General features: G+C 67.4%; 21 protein-coding genes and 1 other RNA gene. 16 read left to right on the top strand and 6 right to left on the bottom strand.

From position 1 onward, the window contains the following. Positions 1-915, bottom strand: a 915-nt coding sequence (locus G5V65_RS09510) for a pseudouridine synthase (protein ID WP_165049336.1), incomplete at its 3' end; no start/stop codon positions are given. Positions 916-1052: 137 nt separating this feature from the next. Between G5V65_RS09510 and G5V65_RS09505 the strand changes: the two genes are divergently transcribed. Continuing rightward, positions 1053-1502, top strand: a complete 450-nt coding sequence (locus G5V65_RS09505; protein ID WP_165049334.1) for a nucleoside deaminase — start codon at positions 1053-1055, stop codon at positions 1500-1502. A gap of 40 nt (positions 1503-1542) precedes the next feature. On the opposite strand, the gene G5V65_RS09500 is transcribed toward G5V65_RS09505, so the two are convergent. Then, a complete protein-coding gene (locus G5V65_RS09500) occupies positions 1543-2235 on the bottom strand; it encodes a metal-dependent hydrolase (RefSeq protein WP_165049332.1) in 693 nt (230 codons plus the stop codon). A gap of 221 nt (positions 2236-2456) precedes the next feature. Here G5V65_RS09500 and gatC point away from each other — a divergent pair, with 221 nt between their 5' ends. The 7 genes from gatC to G5V65_RS09465 all read left to right on the top strand — a co-directional run bounded on the left by gatC (position 2457) and on the right by G5V65_RS09465 (position 7307). Further along, entirely contained in the window at positions 2457-2744 is a 288-nt protein-coding gene (gene gatC / locus G5V65_RS09495) for an Asp-tRNA(Asn)/Glu-tRNA(Gln) amidotransferase subunit GatC (protein WP_165049329.1), read from the top strand. Then, the gene (gene gatA / locus G5V65_RS09490; RefSeq protein WP_165049327.1) at positions 2741-4219 is read left to right on the top strand and encodes an Asp-tRNA(Asn)/Glu-tRNA(Gln) amidotransferase subunit GatA; all 1479 of its coding nucleotides are present in this window, start codon (positions 2741-2743) and stop codon (positions 4217-4219) included. Before gatC ends, gatA begins: the two co-directional genes overlap by 4 nt. A gap of 29 nt (positions 4220-4248) precedes the next feature. Beyond that, on the top strand, positions 4249-5061 hold the full coding sequence (locus tag G5V65_RS09485; RefSeq protein WP_343162833.1) for a hypothetical protein: 813 nt from the start codon (positions 4249-4251) through the stop codon (positions 5059-5061). Continuing rightward, a complete protein-coding gene (locus G5V65_RS09480; protein WP_343162832.1) occupies positions 5058-5741 on the top strand; it encodes an N-acetylmuramoyl-L-alanine amidase in 684 nt (227 codons plus the stop codon). Before G5V65_RS09485 ends, G5V65_RS09480 begins: the two co-directional genes overlap by 4 nt. A 12-nt stretch (positions 5742-5753) precedes the next feature. Next, an RNA gene (gene rnpB / locus G5V65_RS09475) (RNase P RNA component class A) lies at positions 5754-6158 on the top strand. 313 nt (positions 6159-6471) lie between these two features. Then, positions 6472-6639, top strand: a complete 168-nt coding sequence (rpmG, locus tag G5V65_RS09470) for a 50S ribosomal protein L33 (RefSeq protein ID WP_023666545.1) — start codon at positions 6472-6474, stop codon at positions 6637-6639. Between the two features lie 128 nt (positions 6640-6767). Next, positions 6768-7307, top strand: a complete 540-nt coding sequence (locus G5V65_RS09465; RefSeq protein WP_165049325.1) for a GNAT family N-acetyltransferase — start codon at positions 6768-6770, stop codon at positions 7305-7307. 80 nt (positions 7308-7387) lie between these two features. On the opposite strand, the gene G5V65_RS09460 is transcribed toward G5V65_RS09465, so the two are convergent. Beyond that, positions 7388-8128, bottom strand: a complete 741-nt coding sequence (locus G5V65_RS09460; protein WP_165049323.1) for a Bax inhibitor-1/YccA family protein — start codon at positions 8126-8128, stop codon at positions 7388-7390. A gap of 188 nt (positions 8129-8316) precedes the next feature. Further along, a complete protein-coding gene (locus tag G5V65_RS09455; RefSeq protein WP_241250509.1) occupies positions 8317-8550 on the bottom strand; it encodes a DUF1127 domain-containing protein in 234 nt (77 codons plus the stop codon). 107 nt (positions 8551-8657) lie between these two features. On the opposite strand from G5V65_RS09455, the gene G5V65_RS09450 reads away from it, so the two are divergent. After that, positions 8658-9512 carry a LysR family transcriptional regulator gene (locus G5V65_RS09450; protein WP_394352234.1) on the top strand — a complete coding sequence of 285 codons (855 nt, stop codon included), beginning with the start codon at positions 8658-8660 and terminating at the stop codon, positions 9510-9512. Here the strand turns inward: G5V65_RS09450 and G5V65_RS09445 are convergent. After that, positions 9500-10471 (bottom strand): NADPH:quinone oxidoreductase family protein, encoded by a 972-nt coding sequence (locus tag G5V65_RS09445; RefSeq protein ID WP_165049320.1) that lies wholly within the window; start codon positions 10469-10471, stop codon positions 9500-9502. The genes G5V65_RS09450 and G5V65_RS09445 overlap by 13 nt on opposite strands. A 341-nt stretch (positions 10472-10812) precedes the next feature. On the opposite strand from G5V65_RS09445, the gene G5V65_RS09440 reads away from it, so the two are divergent. The 5 genes from G5V65_RS09440 to G5V65_RS09420 all read left to right on the top strand — a co-directional run bounded on the left by G5V65_RS09440 (position 10813) and on the right by G5V65_RS09420 (position 14874). Continuing rightward, on the top strand, positions 10813-11175 hold the full coding sequence (locus G5V65_RS09440) for a helix-turn-helix domain-containing protein (RefSeq protein ID WP_165049318.1): 363 nt from the start codon (positions 10813-10815) through the stop codon (positions 11173-11175). A 108-nt stretch (positions 11176-11283) separates the two neighbouring features. Beyond that, positions 11284-12081 (top strand): inositol monophosphatase family protein, encoded by a 798-nt coding sequence (locus G5V65_RS09435; RefSeq protein ID WP_165049316.1) that lies wholly within the window; start codon positions 11284-11286, stop codon positions 12079-12081. Positions 12082-12350: 269 nt separating this feature from the next. Then, on the top strand, positions 12351-13694 hold the full coding sequence (locus G5V65_RS09430; RefSeq protein WP_165049314.1) for an 8-oxoguanine deaminase: 1344 nt from the start codon (positions 12351-12353) through the stop codon (positions 13692-13694). A 12-nt stretch (positions 13695-13706) separates the two neighbouring features. Further along, positions 13707-14018, top strand: coding sequence for a hypothetical protein (locus G5V65_RS09425; protein WP_165049313.1), 312 nt, complete (start codon positions 13707-13709; stop codon positions 14016-14018). An 82-nt stretch (positions 14019-14100) separates the two neighbouring features. Next, positions 14101-14874, top strand: a complete 774-nt coding sequence (locus G5V65_RS09420; protein WP_165049311.1) for a formate/nitrite transporter family protein — start codon at positions 14101-14103, stop codon at positions 14872-14874. Between the two features lie 198 nt (positions 14875-15072). Here the strand turns inward: G5V65_RS09420 and guaD are convergent, their stop codons facing one another. Next, positions 15073-16350 carry a guanine deaminase gene (guaD, locus tag G5V65_RS09415; protein WP_165049308.1) on the bottom strand — a complete coding sequence of 426 codons (1278 nt, stop codon included), beginning with the start codon at positions 16348-16350 and terminating at the stop codon, positions 15073-15075. 146 nt (positions 16351-16496) lie between these two features. Here guaD and mgtE point away from each other — a divergent pair, with 146 nt between their 5' ends. Next, positions 16497-17867 carry a magnesium transporter gene (gene mgtE / locus G5V65_RS09410; protein WP_165049306.1) on the top strand — a complete coding sequence of 457 codons (1371 nt, stop codon included), beginning with the start codon at positions 16497-16499 and terminating at the stop codon, positions 17865-17867. After that, complete coding sequence (locus tag G5V65_RS09405) at positions 17864-18415, top strand: 5-formyltetrahydrofolate cyclo-ligase (protein ID WP_165049304.1); 552 nt, start codon at positions 17864-17866, stop codon at positions 18413-18415. The genes mgtE and G5V65_RS09405 overlap by 4 nt, the downstream gene beginning before the upstream one ends. The last annotated feature ends 18 nt before the right edge of the window (positions 18416-18433 follow it).

Raw genomic sequence — 18433 nt, 5'->3', positions numbered from 1 at the left:
AAGACCGGCGCCCCCGCATCGCGTGCCGCGGCGCGGGCGGGCGGCGCCGTCGGGCGCGGCTGGCGCGGCGGTGCGGGCGGATTTCTGATCGGGCTTGCGGGCAGTTTTCGGGGCGGTCTTCGGGACGGGCTTGCGGGCGGAGTCCGCGCCATCCGACGCCTCGCCCGTCAGGCCGAGCTGATCGCGCAGGACGCGGGGGCGGACTTCCTCCACCTCGCCGGGTTTCAGCTCGTTCAGGCGGAAGGGGCCATAGCTGGTGCGGATCAGGCGGTTCACCGTCAGGCCGATGGCCGACATGGCGCGCCGGATCTCGCGGTTCTTGCCTTCGCGCAGGCCCACGGTCAGCCAGGCATTCGCGCCTTGGTGGCGGTCGAGCATGACCTGCATGGGCTGGAAGGTTTCGCCATCCACGGTGATCCCCTTGCGGAGCGGTTCCAGATCGGGATCGGTGGGGTTGCCCTTGACGCGCACGCGGTATTTGCGCAGCCAGCCGGTGGAGGGCAGTTCGAGGCGGCGCTTGAGTTCGCCATCGTTGGTGAGGAGGAGGAGGCCTTCGGAATTGAGGTCGAGGCGGCCCACGGACATGACGCGGGGCATGTCTTCGGGAAGGTGGTCGAAGACGGTGTCGCGGCCCTTTTCATCGACGGCAGAGGTGACGAGCCCTTCGGGCTTGTAATAGAGCCAGAGGCGCGCGGGTTCGGGCGCGGCAAGGGGTTGGCCGTTGACGGTGATGCGGTCCCCGGGGCCGACATTCAGGGCGGGGCTGTCGATGACCTTGCCATTCACGGCGACTTCGCCCGCGGCGATCATCCGTTCCGCCTCGCGCCGGGAGGCGATGCCTGCGCGCGACAGGACCTTGGCGATGCGGTCGCCTGCGGGCGCGGTGCTGGCAGGGGCTTTGGGCGGGCGGGTCATGGGGTTGTCCTTCAAGGGCCAAGCGTGGTGCCTAGCTGAACCCCCGGGGGTTTTCCACCCCCGGACCCCCGGAGGATATTTAAGAACAGATGAAGGGGCAATGTTGCGCGTTTGATCGGGACGGGGCAGGAAGGGGCATGGTGTTCCGGTCTTTCATGGAGATTGCGCTGGAGGAGGCGCGGGCGGCGGGCGCGCGGGGCGAGGTTCCCGTGGGCGCGGTGGTGGTGTCGCCTGCGGGCCTCGTGGTGGCGCGGGCGGGGAACCGGACGCGGGAATTGTGCGACCCCACGGCCCATGCGGAAGTGCTGGCGATCCGCGCGGCCTGTGCCGCGGCCGGGTCGGAGCGGCTGGGGGGCCATGATCTCTACGTGACGCTGGAGCCCTGCCCGATGTGCGCGGCGGCGATCTCGGCCGCGCGGATCGGGCGGCTGTATTACGGGGCGGCGGATCCCAAGAGCGGCGGCGTGGCGGTGGGGGCGCGGGTCTTTGCCCATCCGCAATGCCATCATGTGCCCGAGGTCTATGACGGGATCGGGGCGGCAGAGGCGGAAGGCTTGCTGAAGGGGTTCTTCGCCGCGAAGCGGTGAAAGGGGGGTGCGGGGGGACGGATGTCCCCCCGCCCTGTCCTCAGAAGCTGATGGGGTCGAGGACCTGCGGTTCGATCACCTGCACGCCGGGAAGGGCCACGACCATCTCGGTCGCGTCCTGTTCCAGCGCGCCGAAGGTGCGGTAGTGGCAGGGGATCACGGCGCGGAAGTTGAAATAGCGCCGCGCGGCCCAGGCGGCGCGTTTCATGTCCATCGTGTAATGGCCGCCCGCGGCAAGGATGCCGATGGTGGGGGCGTGATATTCGCCCATCCACTGCATGTCGGCCATGATGTCGGTATCGCCCGAGACATAGATCGTGTGCCCCTCGCCCGCAATCATGAAGCCCGCCTCGGACCCCGCCGCCACGGGGCCGGCCTCGCCCGGGAGGGTGGAGGAATGGACGGCATTGACCATCGTCACGCGTGCCCCGGCCAGATCGACGGTGCCGCCCTTGTTGAAGCCGATGGCGGCGACGCCGTCGCGGCTTTCGAGATAGGAGACGAGGTCGTAGATCCCCACCAGCGGGATGCCCAGTTCCTTGCAGATGGAAGTGGCGTCGGCAGAGTGGTCGCCATGGCCGTGGGTCAGCAGGACATGGGTCGCGCCCCGGATCGCCTCGTCCCGGCGATCGGCCGGGAACATGGGGTTGCCGGTAAGCCAGGGGTCGATCAGGAGGGTGGCCCCCTCGATCTCGATGCGGAAGCCGGAATGGCCGAGCCAGGTTATCTGCATGCGGGTCTCCTTGGTCTTGTGTCGTCAGGTGCTGATCCTGCGTCGAAGCTAGCGGCGGATGCGGGAAAGGGAATGCCACCTTTGGCGCAGGGACTGTGCGGGGGTGGGGGTTGTCCGGTTCGGATCCTCTGGCGTGGATGCGCGGGCGGGGGGCCTTGATGCCCTTGCGGGAATGGGGGCGGGGGGCTAAACGGGCGGGGATCAGAACAGGGGAAAGACCCATGTCCATCGACATCGACACCGCCCGCCGCGTGGCAAAGCTGGCCCGGATCCGGGTGGAAGAGGCCGATCTGCCGGCGCTGGCCGGGGAATTGTCCGGCATCCTGACCTTCATGGAGCAGCTCAATGAGGTGGATGTGACAGGGGTGGAGCCGATGACATCGGTCACGCCCATGCGCCTGAAGCGGCGCAAGGACGAGGTGACGGACGGGAATATCCAGAGCCAGATCCTGAAGAACGCGCCGGATGCGCGCGAGGGGTTCTTTGCCGTGCCGAAGGTGGTGGAATGAGCGCGAACAGCTGGACGATTGCCGCGGCGCGGGATGCGCTGCGCAAGGGTGAGATTTCGGCCACGGACCTGACCATGGCCTGCCTGACCGCCATCGACGCGGGCGATGCGCTGGGGGCCTTTGTCCACAAGACGCCCGAGATCGCGCTGGACCAGGCGCGGGCGGCGGATGCGCGTCTCCGCGCGGGCGACGCGCCGTCGATGTGCGGCATTCCCCTTGGCATCAAGGATCTGTTTGCTACCCGCGGCGTGCCGTCGCAGGCTGCATCGAACATCCTTGGCGGGTTCAAGCCGGAATACGAATCCACCGTGACGACGAAGCTGTTCGATGCGGGCGCGGTGATGCTGGGCAAGCTGAACATGGACGAGTTTGCCATGGGGTCCAGCAACGAGACATCCTGCTATGGCAATGCGGTGAACCCGTGGAAGGTCGACGGGCGCAAGCTGACCCCCGGCGGATCGTCGGGCGGGTCTGCTGCCGCCGTGGCGGGCGATCTGTGCCTTGCCGCGACCGGCACGGATACCGGCGGGTCGATCCGCCAGCCCGCGGCATTCACCGGCATCGTCGGGATCAAGCCGACCTATGGGCGCGTCAGCCGCTGGGGGATCGTGGCCTTTGCCTCATCGCTCGATCAGGCGGGGCCGATGACGAAGACGGTGCGGGATGCGGCGATCTTCCTGCAGGCGATGGCGGGGCATGATCCGAAGGACAGCACATCGGCAGACCTTCCGGTGCCGGATTTCGAGGCGGCGCTGACCGGGGATATCCGCGGCAAGAAGATCGGCCTGCCGCGCGAATACCGCATGGACGGGATGCCTGCGGAGATTGACAAGCTCTGGGCCGATGGCGCGGCGATGCTGAAGGATGCGGGGGCAGAGATCGTCGATATCTCGCTGCCCCATACGAAATACGCGCTGCCTGCCTATTATGTGATTGCGCCGGCGGAGGCGTCCTCGAACCTCGCCCGCTATGACGGGGTGCGCTATGGGCATCGGGCGAAGCTGGCGCAGGGCGACGGCATCACCGAGATGTATGAGAAGACCCGCGCCGAAGGGTTCGGCAAGGAAGTGCAGCGGCGGGTGATGATCGGGACCTATGTGCTGTCGGCAGGGTTCTATGACGCCTATTACAACCGCGCGCGGAAGGTGCGGGCGCTGATCAAGCGGGATTTCGAACTGGCCTTCGCGGCCGGGGTGGACGCGATCCTGACGCCCGCCACGCCGAGCGCGGCCTTCGGTCTGGGCGAGATGTCCTCGGCGGATCCCATCGAGATGTATCTGAACGACGTCTTTACCGTGACGGTGAACCTTGCCGGGCTTCCCGGGATTTCGGTTCCCGTGGGGCTGGACAAGCAGGGGCTGCCGCTTGGGCTGCAACTGATCGGGCGGCCCTGGGAAGAGGGTGATCTGCTGAATCACGCTTATGTGCTGGAACGGGCGGCAGGCTTTGTGGCAAAGCCTGCAAAATGGTGGTAATTCCGCGGATCGAACGGAACCGAGGCGTGATGATGCGTAAAGCTGCGATGTTTGCCCTGACGGCCGGCCTGGCGGCCTGCGCGCAGAGCGTGCCGGATAGCGGCGCGGGTGTCGGGTTTCAGGATTACAACAGCTATATGCGCGAACAGGTGGCCGCGGCCCCGCGCGCGGCAGCCCCGGTGACGCCGGTGACGCAGGTTGCGCCCTTCGGCACGGCGGTGGCGCCCGCGGCCCCGGCAGGGGGCTTTTCACCCGATCTGGCGGCGGCGGCAATCGACCGGGCCTCTGGCGCCGCGCCCGCGACGGGCGCGCCCCTTTCGGCAACCGCGCCGGTCGTCTTTCCTGCGCCGATGGCCCAGCCCTCGACCGCGGTGGCGGTCTTTGATCCGAACGATCCCAACCGCCCGCGCGGCAATGCGCCCAGCACCATTCAGGCGCAATCGGGCGAGATGGTCCACAACAATGCAGGCATTTCCGACGAGCAGGACTTTGCCGCCGTCTCGCAGCGCGAGACCATCGAGAGCGATGCCGAACGGATCGCGCGCAACAAGGCGCAGTATACGGTGATCCAACCCACCGCCGTGCCGGAACGCGCCACCAGCGGGCCGAACATCGTGCAATTCGCCCTGTCCACCACCCATGCACCGGGCACGCAGGTCTATTCCCGGTCGTCGCTGCGATTCACCGATCCGCAGGCGGCCTGTGCGCGCTATGCCTCGCCCGATCTGGCGCAGGAGGCCTTTCTGGCCGCAGGCGGGCCCGAGCGGGACCGCCGCGGGCTGGATCCGGATGGCGACGGTTTCGCCTGCGCCTGGGATCCGCGGCCCTTCCGGCTGCAGTGAGCCTCTATCCCTCGCCCAATTGCGGGGAAAGGCGGGGCGGGGCCCCGCCGGACCTGATCGTGATTCATTACACCGCCATGGCGAGCCTTGAGGCGGCGCGGGCGCGGCTCTGCGACCCGGCGCATGAGGTTTCGGCGCATTGGCTGATCGGGCGGGATGGCAGGGCGGAGCAGCTGGTGGATGAAGGGCTGCGCGCCTGGCATGCGGGGGCGGGGGCCTGGGGGGCGGTGACGGATGTCAATTCGCGCTCTGTCGGGATCGAGCTGGACAATGGCGGGGCGGAGCCCTTTGCCGCGGCGCAGATGGCGGCGCTGGAGCGGCTGCTGGCGGATGTGATGGGGCGCTGGGGCATTCCGCCCGAACGGGTGATCGGGCATTCCGACATGGCGCCTGCGCGCAAGTCCGATCCGGGGCCGCGCTTCGACTGGCGGCGGCTGGCCTGCGCGGGGCTGTCGGTCTGGCCCGTGGCTGCGGCGGGGCGAAGCGGCGGTCGGCCTGTCGCGTTCCGCGACAATGCGCGCCGCTTCGGATACCCGGACGTGGCGGAGGATCTGATCCTGCGGGCCTTCCGCCTGCGGTTCCGGCCCTGGGCGACGGGGCCGCTTGACACGGTGGACGGGGCCCTTGCGGCGGATCTTGCCGCGCGCTTCCCGGTTGACGGGGGGGATGGGTCGGCGTAAGCCGCCCCTCGCGCGGATGGCCGGATGACCGCGGGGTGCGAGCCTCGAGGAAAGTCCGGACTCCATGAAGCAAGGGTGCCGGGTAACGCCCGGCGGGGGCGACCCCAGGGAAAGCGCCACAGAGAAGAGTCTGCCCGGGTTCGCCCGGGTGATGGTGAAACGGTGGGGTAAGAGCCCACCGCGGACCGGGCAACCGGGACGGCACGGCAAGCCCCACCCGGAGCAATGCCGAATAGGGGCCTCGCGCGGAAAGGTCCGGCCCATGCCTTCGGGCGGTCGGAGACCTCCGCAGGGACGCTTCAGCCCAGAGGCCCGGGTTGGCAGCTTGACCGCCGCGGCAACGCGTGCGGCAGAGGAATGGTCATCCAAGGGGAGAAATCCCCGGGACAGAATCCGGCTTACAGGCCATCCGCGCGTTTCTTTCTGGCTGGCGTGGCAAAGGGGGCCTTGCCCCCTCGGGGCTGCGCCCCTCACCCCCGCGGGTATTTATGCCAAGGTGAAGACCCCTGCTTCATCTTGGCTGAAATACCCTGGGGGTCCGGGGGGAACCCCCGGCGGAGCCAAGCGGCGAAGGCCGCGCAGGCGACCTGAAAGACTTGCGCGCGCAGCGCGTGCGATTTGATTGGCGACGGGTGGTTTGGCTGTTGACTCTGCCACAAGCGCAAGTAAAAGGCGGGCTTCAAGAGATTTCGCGGGGGCCATGCGTTTCCCCGATGCAGGAGAGACGACTATGGCGAAGCCGACGACGATCAAGATCCGTCTGAACTCGACGGCGGGGACCGGGCATTTCTACGTGACCAAGAAGAATGCACGCACCATGACCGAGAAGATGGTCGTGAAGAAGTATGACCCCGTCAAGCGCGAGCATGTGGAATACAAGGAAGGCAAGATCAAGTAAGATCGGCCTGACATGGTTCTTGCGGGGCCGTCCTTCGGGGCGGCCTTTTGCGTTTCGGGCGGGCGTCGGGCCTGTGGCCCTTGATCCTCGGGCCTTGTCTTGGCGGGCTGGCGCGCTAGGTGCCGCGGATGGATCACACCATCACCCTCAGGCGCGCGCGGCTGTCCGACCTTGCGGGGGTGGACCGGCTGTTGCAGCGCAGCTATCCGCGCCTGCTGAAGGCGGATTACCCGCCTTCGACCCTGGTCCTCTGTCTGCCGATCATCGCCCGGGCCAAGCCGGACCTGCTGCAATCGGGGCGCTATTTCGTGGCCGAGGACGAGGCGGGGCATCTGATCGGCGCGGGCGGGTGGAGCGGGGCGCGGCCGCAGGGCGAAGCCTCGGCGGGCGAGGGGGCGGTGGATGCGCCGGGGGCCGAGATCGGCCATGTCCGCCATGTGGCGGTAGACCCGGACAGGCTGCGCGCGGGGATCGGGCGGGCGGTGATGGGCGAGGTCTTTGTCGATGCGCTGCGCCATGGCATCCGCTGGCTGGATTGCCTGTCGACGCGGACGGCGGTGCCCTTCTACCAGTCGCTGGGATTTCGCGTGCTGCATGAGGTGGAAATCGGGCTGGCGCCCGGCATCGTCTTTCCGGCGGTGCGGGTGATGCGGCAGATCGCGCCCTGATTGCCACGTCCCGGCGGGGCGGAATGAAGAAGGGCCGGTCTTGCGACCGGCCCTATCCCCTTGCCCCTGCGGCGCGCGGCTTATTCGCGGTTGCCGAGGAATTGCAGCAGGAACATGAACATGTTGATGAAGTTCATGTAGAGGTTCAGCGCACCCATGATCGCGGACTTGCCGAGCCATTCCTGATCGCCATGCGCGGCGTGCTGGATATAGGTGTTCTTGATGTTCTGCGTATCGAAGGCGGTGAGGCCCGCGAAGATCAGCAGGCCGATCACCGAGATCGCGAAGGCAAGCGCGCCCGAGCCGAGGAACAGGTTCACGATCGAGGCGACGATCAGGCCGATCAGGCCCATCATCAGGAAGGTGCCCATTCCCGACAGGTCTTTCTTCGTGGTGTAGCCATAGAGCGACAGGCCCGCGAAGGAGATGGCGGTGACGAGGAAGGTCTGCGCGATGGAGACGCCGGTGAAGGCCTTGAAGATCCAGGCCAGCGACAGGCCCATGACGGCGGCGAAGGCGTAGAAGAACAGCTGCGCCCCGGCCTGCGACAGGCGGTTGATCGCCGCGCCGAAGGCGAAGACCATCAGAAGCGGCGCGAACATCACCACCCAGCCGAGGATGTTCGGCGAGAGCGTGACGGGATCGCGGAAGATGGACAGCAGCGCGTCGGACGTGCCCACGGCCCAGGCAACGCCGCCGGTCAGCAGCATGCCCACGGACATGAGACCGTAGACCTTGTTCATATGGGCGCGAAGCCCGGCGTCGATCTGGGCGGTCTGGGCGCCTGCGCCGACCGAACGGATCGTCTGATAGTCAGCCATGAGAAGCCTCCGATGTTGTAGGGCGGCTGCGGGTTGGCGCCCCACAGGCCGGATGAGGCCAATATCGGGACGGGCGCGCATGATTTCAAGACGTTCCTTGCGGAAAGGCTGCATGGGAAATGTGTCTTTTTTCGGCTGTCGCGCAGGGCCGGAGGGGGGCGGATGTGCAGGGTTGCCGGGCGGGGCCGTCAGCCCCGCCAATGCGCCGGCGCATCCCAGACGGGGCGTTCGGATTCGATCCGCGCGGCATCGGGCGTGAGGCCGATATCGGCGAGGAGTCGGTCATCCAGCCGGGCGAGCGCGAGCCGCTGGCGGCGGAGGCCGAGGCTCGCCAGAAGCCGGGCCGGAAGGTGACGCAGGAGGGGAAGCCGGCGGGACGGGGCGGGCGAGGCGATGGGGCGGAACATGGCAGTGTCTTTCATGCTGAATGGTGATGACATGTCGTTCTGTCATCAGGATGCTTGAAACATGACGCAGAATGTGACATTTGAAAAATGAATGATTGTTTGGGCTGACATCAGGAGATGTGATGATGGCGCGGGTGCTGGATCTGGTGGCGCTGCGGTCTTTCGTGGCGGTGGTCGATGCGGGCGGGGTGACGCGGGCGGCGGGCCTTCTGAACCTGACGCAATCGGCGGTGTCGATGCAGTTGAAGCGGCTGGAGGAGGCGCTGAACCTGGGCCTGTTCGCGCGGGCGGCGCGCAAGCTGACGCTGACGCCGGAGGGGGAGCAGCTGCTGGGCTTTGCGCGGCGGATGCTGGCGCTGAACGATGAGGCGCTGGCGCGGCTGACCTCATCGAGTTTCGAGGGCGAGATCCGGCTGGGCGTGCCGCATGACATCGTCTATCCGGCGATTCCCGGCATCCTGAAGCGGTTGTCGGCGCAGTTTCCGCGGGTGCGGATCAATCTGGTCTCTTCCTTCACCGTCCTGCTGAAGGATGCGTTTCAGCGCGGCGAACTCGATCTGATCCTGACCACGGAAGAGGAGCCGGGTGCTGGGGCGGAGGAGCTTGCCTCGCGGCCGCTGGTCTGGGTGGGGGCCGAGGAGGGGCAGGTCTGGCAGAAGCGGCCCCTGCGGATGGGCTTCAAGGATACCTGCATCTTCCGCCGCCGCGCCGTGGCGGCGCTGGATGGCGCGGGGATCGACTGGGAAATGGCCGTGGATGGCGAAAGCGAGCAGGCGATCGAGGCCACGGTGGCGGCGGATCTGGCGGTGACGGCGCGGCTGACCAATGCCATGCCGCAGGGGCTTTTCGTGATCGACAGCAAGGGGGCGCTGCCGGACCTGGGATCACAGACCATCTGCCTTTATGCCGCGCCCACGCTGAAGGGCGAGGCGGCCGATCTGCTGCGTCAGGAGATCCGCAACGCCTATTGCTGCTGAGCGATCTCGATCACCACCTTGCCGGTGGCGGCGCGGCGGCGCAGGAGATCGAGTCCTTCGGGGAAGCGGTCCAGCGGCAGGCGGTGTGAGATATGGGGTCGAAGCCGCCCCTCGGCATGCCAGCGCAAGAGCGTGGAAAGGCTGTCGCGCAGGATCTGCGGGGCGAAGTGCAGATAGCCGCCCCACCAGAAGCCGATGACGGTGATGTTCTTGACCAGCAGGATATTGGCCGGGATCTGCGGCACGGTGCCCGAGGCGAAGCCGATGGAGAGGATGCGCCCGTCAGGGCGCGTGGCGCGGAGGGCGGCATCGAAGGCGGGGCCGCCGACCGGATCATAGACGACATCGGCCCCGCCCATGGCCTTGAGCGCGGATTTCAGGTCGGGGTGATCGCTGTCGATCACCTCATCCGCGCCGGCGGCGCGGGCGATGGCGAGCTTGTCCGCCCCGCGGGCGCAGGCGATGACGCGGGCGCCCATCTGGCGGCCCACCTCGACCGCCGTCAGCCCCACGCCGCCCGCCGCGCCGAGGACAAGCAGCGTCTCGCCCGGCTGCAGCCGGGCCTTGTGCGCCAGCGCGAGATGCGAGGTGCCATAGGCGATCTGGAAACCCGCGGCCTCGGCCATGGGCATGCCATCGGGCAGGGGCAGGAGGCTTTCCACCGGAAAGCAGCCCTGTTCGGCCAGCCCGCCCTGGCCGGAATAGACGGCAACGCGGGTGCCCGGCGGCGGGCCTTCCGTGCCCGGCCCGAGATCCAGCACCGTGCCCGCCAGTTCCAGCCCGGGAATGAAGGGCAGGGCGGGCTGTTCCTGATAGCGCCCCTCGGCCATGAGGAGATCGGCGAAGTTCAGCCCGCAGGCCTGAATGGCGATGCGCGCCTCGCCCGGGGCGGGGGTGGGGGCGGGAAGCTCCCGCAGGGTGGCGGGGGTGCCGAGGGCGGTGATCTGCCATGCGCGCATCGGGGGCGGTTCCTCCTGGACGTGTCAGGGATGCAGATAGCCTGCGCCTTGGGTGGCATCCAGTGGGCAAACTATTGCAAAATGCAAAACAACCGGGGGTTCATCGCGAAATGCAATGCAAAATGAAAAACACGTATAGGGGGAGTTCGGTTTTGTGCGTCTCCGCCATAGGTAATCTTGGACTTTGGTCCCGTGCTTCTTCTCCACATGTATAATCGGACATATCCAAAAAGATAGGTTTTCCCCGGCTTTTCGGAAATTCTGTGGATAAGGCAGCTTGGATGGATTTTGGCACGTGAATTGCTTATACTTGAGTGGGGACGTAGTCCGAGGAGACAAGTATGAAGCACCCTGTCGACGCGCATGTGGGCAAGCGCATCCGTCACCGGCGCTGGATGGTCGGCATGACGCAGCAGCAACTGGCTGACAAGGTCGGGATCAAGTTCCAGCAGATCCAGAAATACGAAACCGGCATGAACCGTGTATCGGCCTCGCGGCTTTGGGATATCGCGGATGCGCTGGGTGTCACGATCGGGTTCTTCTTCGAAGGGCTGGATGACAGCCGCGAGAATGCCCAGGCCGCGGAAGGCGATTTCATGGCCGACAAGGAAGCGCTGGAACTGGTGCGGTCCTATTATGCGATCCCCGAGGCACAGCGCCGCCGCCTGTTCGACCTGGCGCGTGTGCTGAGCGACGCGGCGTGATCTGAACGAACGTCCATGGGGTGCGTGCGCCCTTCGGCTTGACCATGTCCCCCCGTGCGGATAGCGCGGGGGGACATTGCTTTTTCACGGCTTGAGGGAGGCGGAAGGATGCGGGTTTCGGCACAGGTCGCGGAAGAGATCATCGCCACGGCGGCGGAACTGGCCGATGCGGCGCGCGAGGCGACGCTGATGCATTTCCGGCGCGGCGATCTGACGGCGGATACCAAGGAAAGCGAGCGGTTCGACCCCGTCACCGTGGCGGACCGCCTGTCGGAGGAGCGGATGCGCGCGATCCTTAAGCGCCGCCGCCCGGCGGATGGCATCCTGGGCGAGGAATTCGGACGGGAAGAGGGCACGAGCGGCCTGACCTGGGTGCTGGACCCGATCGACGGGACGCGGGGCTATCTGTCGGGCACGCCGACCTGGGGGGTGCTGATCTCTGTCCGCGATGCGGAGGGGCCGATCTACGGGCTGATCGACCAGCCCTATATCCGCGAACGGTTCGAGGGGGGTCTTGGCCGGGCCGAGGTGAACGGGCCGTCGGGGCGCGCGGCGCTGCGCTGCCGGGGGGCGCGGCCCTTGTCGGAGGCGATCCTGTTTTCCACCTTTCCCGAAGTGGGCACGGCGGAAGAGGGCGCGGCCTTCCGGCGCGTGGTGCCGAAGACCCGGCTGACGCGTTACGGCACGGATTGCTATGGCTATGCGCTGATCGCGGCGGGGATGATCGACCTGGTGATCGAGGCGGGGTTGCAGGCCTATGACGTGCAGGCCCCCATCGCGGTGATCGAGGCGGCGGGGGGCATCGTCACCGATTGGGAGGGCCGCCCCTGCCACGAGGGCGGGCGCGTGCTGGCCGCGGCCAATCCGGCGGTGCATGCCGAGGCGCTTGCCCTGTTGCGGGGCTGACCGGTTCCATGGACCCCCTCCCCCGGCCCCTCCCCCGCACGCGGGGGAGGGGAGGGCGCCCCATGGGCGACCGGGGTGGGGGTGGCACGGTGGGAAATGGGTATTTTTGCCAAGATGAAGCCGGCATTCGCAGGGGGGGAAGGTCCGGCGGGGCTTGGATCGTGGCGGGCTTGCGGTTAGGCTGGCGCTGCGCGGGCCGAGTCCTTCCCCCTTCTGTCGCCGGCGCTTCCCGATCCACCGAAGGGGGTGGGCGAGAGGGGAGCATTTCCATGCCAGAGAAAGAGATCCAGATCCGTGGGGCGGCGGCGGTTGTCACCATGGATGGCGCGCGGCGCGAGATTTCCGGGGGGGATGTGCTGTTGCGCGGGGGTGTCGTCGCCGCCGTGGGACAGGGTTTGGCGACCACGGGCGAGGTGGTTGAGGCGGCGGGATGCGTGGTGACGCCGGGATTGGTGAACACGCATCACCATCTGTACCAGACGCTGACGCGGGCCGTGCCGGGGGGGCAGGATGCGCTGCTTTTCGGCTGGCTGAAGACGCTTTACCCGATCTGGGGGCGGTTCGGACCGGAGGAGATGTTCGTATCGGCCCAGGTCGGGCTGGCGGAACTGGCGCTTTCGGGCTGCACGATGACATCGGATCATCTTTATCTTTTCCCCAACGGGGCGCGGCTGGATGACACGATCGCGGCGGCGGCGGAGGTGGGGCTGCGGTTTCACCCGACGCGGGGGGCGATGAGCATCGGCGAGAGTGCCGGGGGTTTGCCGCCGGATGCGCTGGTGGAGCGGGAGGCGGCGATCCTGGAGGATTGCATCCGGGTGGTGGATGCCTTTCACGATCCGCGCGAGGGGGCGATGGTGCGGGTGGGGCTGGCGCCCTGTTCGCCTTTCTCGGTCAGTCGGGAGTTGATGCGGGATGCCGCTGTCCTTGCGCGGGACAAGGGGGTGATGCTGCACACCCATCTGGCGGAGAATGACGAGGATATCGCCTATAGCCTCGCGCAGTTCGGCTGTCGTCCGGGGCAATATGCCGAGGACTTGGGTTGGACCGGCGCGGATGTCTGGCATGCCCATTGCGTGAAGCTGGATGGTTCGGAAATTGAACTTTTCGGGCGGTCCGGGACAGGGGTGGCGCATTGTCCCTGTTCGAATTGTCGCCTTGGATCCGGGATCGCGCCAGTGCGGGCGATGCGTGATGCGGGGGTGAAGGTGGGGTTGGGCGTGGACGGTTCGGCATCCAACGACGCCGGTTCGCTGATTGGCGAGGCGCGGCAGGCGATGCTGTTGCAGCGGGTGGCCAAGGGGGCGGATGCGATGGGGGTGCGCGAGGCGCTGGAGATCGCGACGCTGGGGGGCGCAAGGGTGTTGGGGCGGGACGATTGCGGATCACTGGAGCCGGGCAAGCGGGCCGATGTGGCCGTCTGGGACATGACGGGGGTGGAGGCTGCCGGGAGTTGGGACCCGGTGGGGGCGCTGCTTCTGTGCGGACCTGCGCGGGTGCGGCATCTGTTTGTCGAGGGGCGGCAGGTGGTGCGGGATGGCGCGATGGTGACGATCGACCTGCCGCGGGTGGTGGAACGGCAGAACCGTCTGGCGGCGCGGTTGATGGGGTGATAGGCGGGGACCATGTCGCATAATTACGAAGCCCAGAGACGCGAGACCTTTGCCACGTTCAAGGGGGTGAAGGGTCTGCCCGCGCAATCCGTGATCGACTTCCTCTTTTTTGTCGAGGAAACGGATGCGAACTGGTCCGCCTTCGAGAAGGCGCTGAAGGCGCGGGGCTTCAGGACGCGTCGGGTGGGGGATGGAGAGACGCTCATCGCGGCCTTCGGCCCGATCCCGGTGACGCCCGAGGCGATCTGGGACAAGGAGCGCCTGGCGACCGAGATCGCATTGGCCCATGATTTCTATCCCGATGGCTGGGAACTGGCCGAATAGGGCCTTTCCCTGCGATTGATCTGACGCAAGGCGCGGCGGCAGCGGGCGCGTCAGTCTGCCTTGTGGATTGCGGGGGGATGCGATGCAGGGTGATGCCTACAGACCGGCCGAGATCGCCGCGTTGATCGAGGGGGCCGGGGTGGCGAAGGCTGCCCTGCCTGCGGGGCGGATGCTGGTTCTGGCGGTGCTGGCAGGCTGCTTCATCGGTTTTGGCGCGGCGGCCTGGTGCGTGGCGATGGCTGGTATGGACCCCGGTTTCGGGCCTGCGAGGGTGTTGGGCGGCGCGGTCTTTGCGCTGGGCCTGATCCTTGTGGTCGTGGGCGGGGCGGAATTGTTCACCGGGAATGCCCTGATGGTGATGGCGGCGGTGGACCGGCGCATCACGATGGGCGCGCTGCTGCGGAACTGGGGGATCGTCTGGCTGGGCAACCTGATCGGGGCGGCGGGTCTGGCAGTTGTCTTCGGGCTGTCGGGGCTGGCCGAGGGGCCGATGGGGGCGGTGGCGGCGCGGGCGGCGGAGGGGAAGGCCGCGCTTTCGCCGCTGGAGGCGGTGCTGCGCGGGGCGCTGTGCAATGCGCTGGTCTGTCTGGCGGTCTGGCTGAGTTTCGCGGCGCGGTCGGTGACGGATCGGGTGCTGGCGGTGCTGTGGCCGGTCACGGGTTTCGTTGCGCTTGGGCTGGAACATTCGGTGGCCAACATGTTCCTTCTGCCGCTGGGTGGGCTGGCCGGGGGGGCGGTTCCGCCTCTGGCGGCGCTGGGGAACCTGGTCTGGGTGAGCCTTGGCAATGTGATCGGCGGGGCGGGGGGCGTGGCACTGGCCTATCGCCTTGCCTATCCGGCGATGGCGGGGCGGTAGCGCGGCCTTTGGGATATCCCTGCCGGGTGACCCCCTCCCCGACCCTCCCCCGAAGGCGGGGGAGGGAGATCGGGACCTTGCCTGCGATGTCGGGCTGGGTGTGGCAGGGGAAAGGGGCGTTCCGCCCCCTCTTGGCGCGTGCCGCGCCAATTCACCCCCTGAGGGTATTTTTGCCAAGATGAAGGGAAAGGGGCGCGGTCAGCGCAGGGGTTTGCCGCCGATCCAGACCGTGCGGATGGCGCGGTCGTCGCCCATCATGATGGTGGGGAAGAGCGATTCCCAGATGGTTTCGGCGCGGGTTGTGGCCTGCGCGATGGCGGGAGTCGAGGCGAGGTCGAGGATCGTCAGGTCGGCCTCCATGCCGGGGGCGATGTTGCCGATGCGGTCTTCGGCGCGCAGCGCGCGGGCGGAGCCGACGGTTGCGAGCCAGAGCAGTTGCGAAGGGTGCAGGGCCTGGCCGCGCAATTGGGCGATTTCATAGGCGGCGGCCATGGTGTGCAGCATGGAGAAGGAGGAGCCACCGCCGGTATCGGTGGCGAGGCCCACGCGGAGCTGGCGGACGAGGGACATGTCGAAAAGCCCTGAGCCGATGAAGGTGTTGGAGGTGGGGCAATGGACGAGGCTGGCCCCGGCCTCGGTCAGGCGGGCGCGTTCGCGGTCTGTCAGGTGGATGGCATGGCCGTAGACGGCCCCTTCGCGGAGTAGGCCCTGCGATTCGTAGGTATCCAGATAGTCGCGGGCTTGCGGGAAGAGCGAGCGGACCCAGTCGATCTCATCCGTCTGTTCCGAAAGGTGGGTCTGCATCAGGCAATCGGGATATTCGCGCCAGAGCGCGCCCAGGGCCGCGAGTTGTTCGGGGGTGGAGGTGGGCGAGAAGCGGGGGGTGATGACATAGGAGAGACGGTCCACCCCATGCCATTTTTCCAGCAGTGCCTTGCTGTCGTCATAGGCGGATTGGGCGGTGTCGCGGAGGCCTTCGGGGGCGTTGCGATCCATGCAGGTCTTGCCGGCATAGAGGCGCATCCCGCGGGCCTGTGCGGCGGTGAAGATGGCGTCCACCGACGTGGGGTGGATGGTGGCATAGGTGCAGAGGGTGGTGGTGCCATGGGCGGTGGCGAGGTCGAGGTAGCGGTTGGCGATGATTTCCGCATAGGCGGGATCGGCAAAGCGCATCTCTTCGGGGAAGGTGTAGCTGTTGAGCCAGTCGATCAGCCGCTTGCCCCATGAGGCGATGATGGCGGTCTGGGGATAATGGACATGGGCGTCGATGAAGCCGGCGGTGATGAGGCATTGCCCGTAGTCGTAGATGCGCGCCTGCGGGTGGCGGGCGCGGAGCGTTTCGGCGGGGCCGGTGGCGATGATGCGGCCCCCATCCACCAGCACGGCGCCATGGGCTTCGTGATGGGCCGCGGACGCGCCCGTCTCGAACGGGTCGGCGGTGAAGGACAGCACCTGTCCCAAGAGGAGATCGGCCATGTCTTGCCCCCGGTTTCGGCCGCATCCGGCGCGGCATGCCTCTCTTGCAAGCCTAGGGTCTTTTGGCGCATGGGTAAATTTCCCCGTGCCCCCTGTTTCGCAGAAACAGCTTTCGATAGGCTGGGGGTAATCGGGCAGGGAGCGACATGGCGGATCACGAGGCAGCGGTCGAAGAGATCGAACTGGACGATGACCGCGTGGAGGCGATCCGCGCGGCGGTGGAGGCAGGCGACCGGGCGCTGGTGCTGGGCCTGGTGGAGCCGCTGCATGCCGCCGACATCGCGGACTTTCTGGAACAGATCGACGCCAGCGAGCGGCTGGCCTTCCTTGCGCTTTATTCCGGCGAGATCGACGGCGATCTGCTGTCCGAGATCGACGAGACGATCCGCGAGGAGGTGATCGGGAGCCTGCCCGCCGAGGTGGTGGCCGAGGCGGTGCGCGATCTGGACACCGATGATGTCGTGGACATCCTCGAGGATCTGGATTCCCCGGCGCAGGGGCGGATCCTCGATGCGCTGGATATGGCGGACCGGGTCGCAGTGGAACAGGCGATGGCCTATCCGGAAGGATCGGCGGGCCGCCTGATGCAGCGCGAGGTGGTGGTGGCCCCCGAACATTGGACGGTGGGAGAGGCGATTGATTTCCTGCGCGGGGAAGAGGTGCTGCCGGACCAGTTCTATCACGTGATCCTTGTAGATCCGCGGATGAAACCCCTGGGCTATGTCACGCTGGGGCGGATCCTGTCGGCGCGGCGGGAGGCGGCGCTGAAGGATCTGGCGGAGGAGAGTTTCCGCACGGTGGAGGCGGACGAGGACGAGGAGGAGGTCGCCTATATCTTCAACCAGTATCACCTGATTTCCTGCCCGGTGGTGGATGCGGGGGGGCGGCTGGTGGGGGTGATCACCATCGACGATGCGATGAATGTCCTGGATGAGGGGCATGAGGAGGACATGCTGCTGTTGGCAGGCGTGGGCGAGGAAGCGAGCGTGCTGGACGGCCCCTTTGCCACGGTGCGGCAGCGGCTGCCCTGGCTGGTGGTGAACCTCTTCACGGCGTCGCTGTCGGCCTTTGTCATCTCGCGCTTCGAGGCGACGATCACGGCCATCGTGGCGCTGGCGGCCCTGATGCCCATCGTGGCCTCCACCGGGGGGATCGCGGGGACGCAATCGCTGGCCGTGGCGGTGCGGGCCCTGGCGACGCGGGATCTGACGGCGGCCAATGCGCGGCGGGTGGTGCTGCGGGAACTGGCGGCGGGGGCGATCAACGGTATGGCGCTGGCGGCGATCCTCGGGCTGGCGGGATGGGCGATCTTTGGCGATCCCTGGATCGGCGGGGTGCTGGCCATGGCGATGATCGTGAACCAGATCGTGGCGGCGCTGGGCGGTGTGCTGGTGCCGCTGACGCTGGAACGGATGGGGCTGGATCCGGCGCTGGCCTCGGGCACCTTCGTCACGACGCTGACGGATGTGATGGGATTCCTAGCCTTTCTGGGGCTGGCAACGCTGGTGTTGCTATGACGATCGACGAAGCAAAGGCCGCGGCCCGGAAGGCGGCCTTCGCGGCCCGGAAAGAGGCCTTCGCGCGGGGGCAGGGGCAGGCGGCGGAACTGCTGGCGGATGTGCTGGCGCCCTATCGGGGCAAGGCGCTGGCCGGATACATGGCGATGCGGACGGAGATCGACCCGACGGCGGCGATGGCGGCGCATCCCGGGCCGGTGGGCGTGCCGGTGATCCTGGGGGCAGGGCAGGCGCTGAAGTTCCGCGAATGGTCGCCCGGCTGTGCCATGGTGGCGGGGGAATTCGGGGCGCTGATCCCGGCCGAGGGCGCCTGGGTGGAGCCGGAGGTGGTGATCGTGCCGCTTGTGGGCTTTGATGCGCGGGGCTATCGGCTGGGCTATGGCGGGGGGTTCTATGACCGCACGCTGGCGGGCCTGCGCGCGCGCCATCCGGTGCTGGCGGTGGGCTTTGCCTTTGCCGCACAGGAACTGCCCGAGGTGCCAATCGACCAATATGATCAGCGGCTGGATGTGATCGTGACGGAGGCGGGCATCCGGCACTTTGGCTGAGCCTGCTTCATCTGTTTG

It is taken from the genome of Paragemmobacter kunshanensis, assembly GCF_011059185.1.
In the GTDB taxonomy this organism is placed as follows: Bacteria; Pseudomonadota; Alphaproteobacteria; order Rhodobacterales; family Rhodobacteraceae; genus Paragemmobacter; species Paragemmobacter kunshanensis.
The sequence above is the reverse complement of the archived record's forward strand: the minus strand, read 5'-3'. Positions and strand labels throughout refer to the sequence as shown.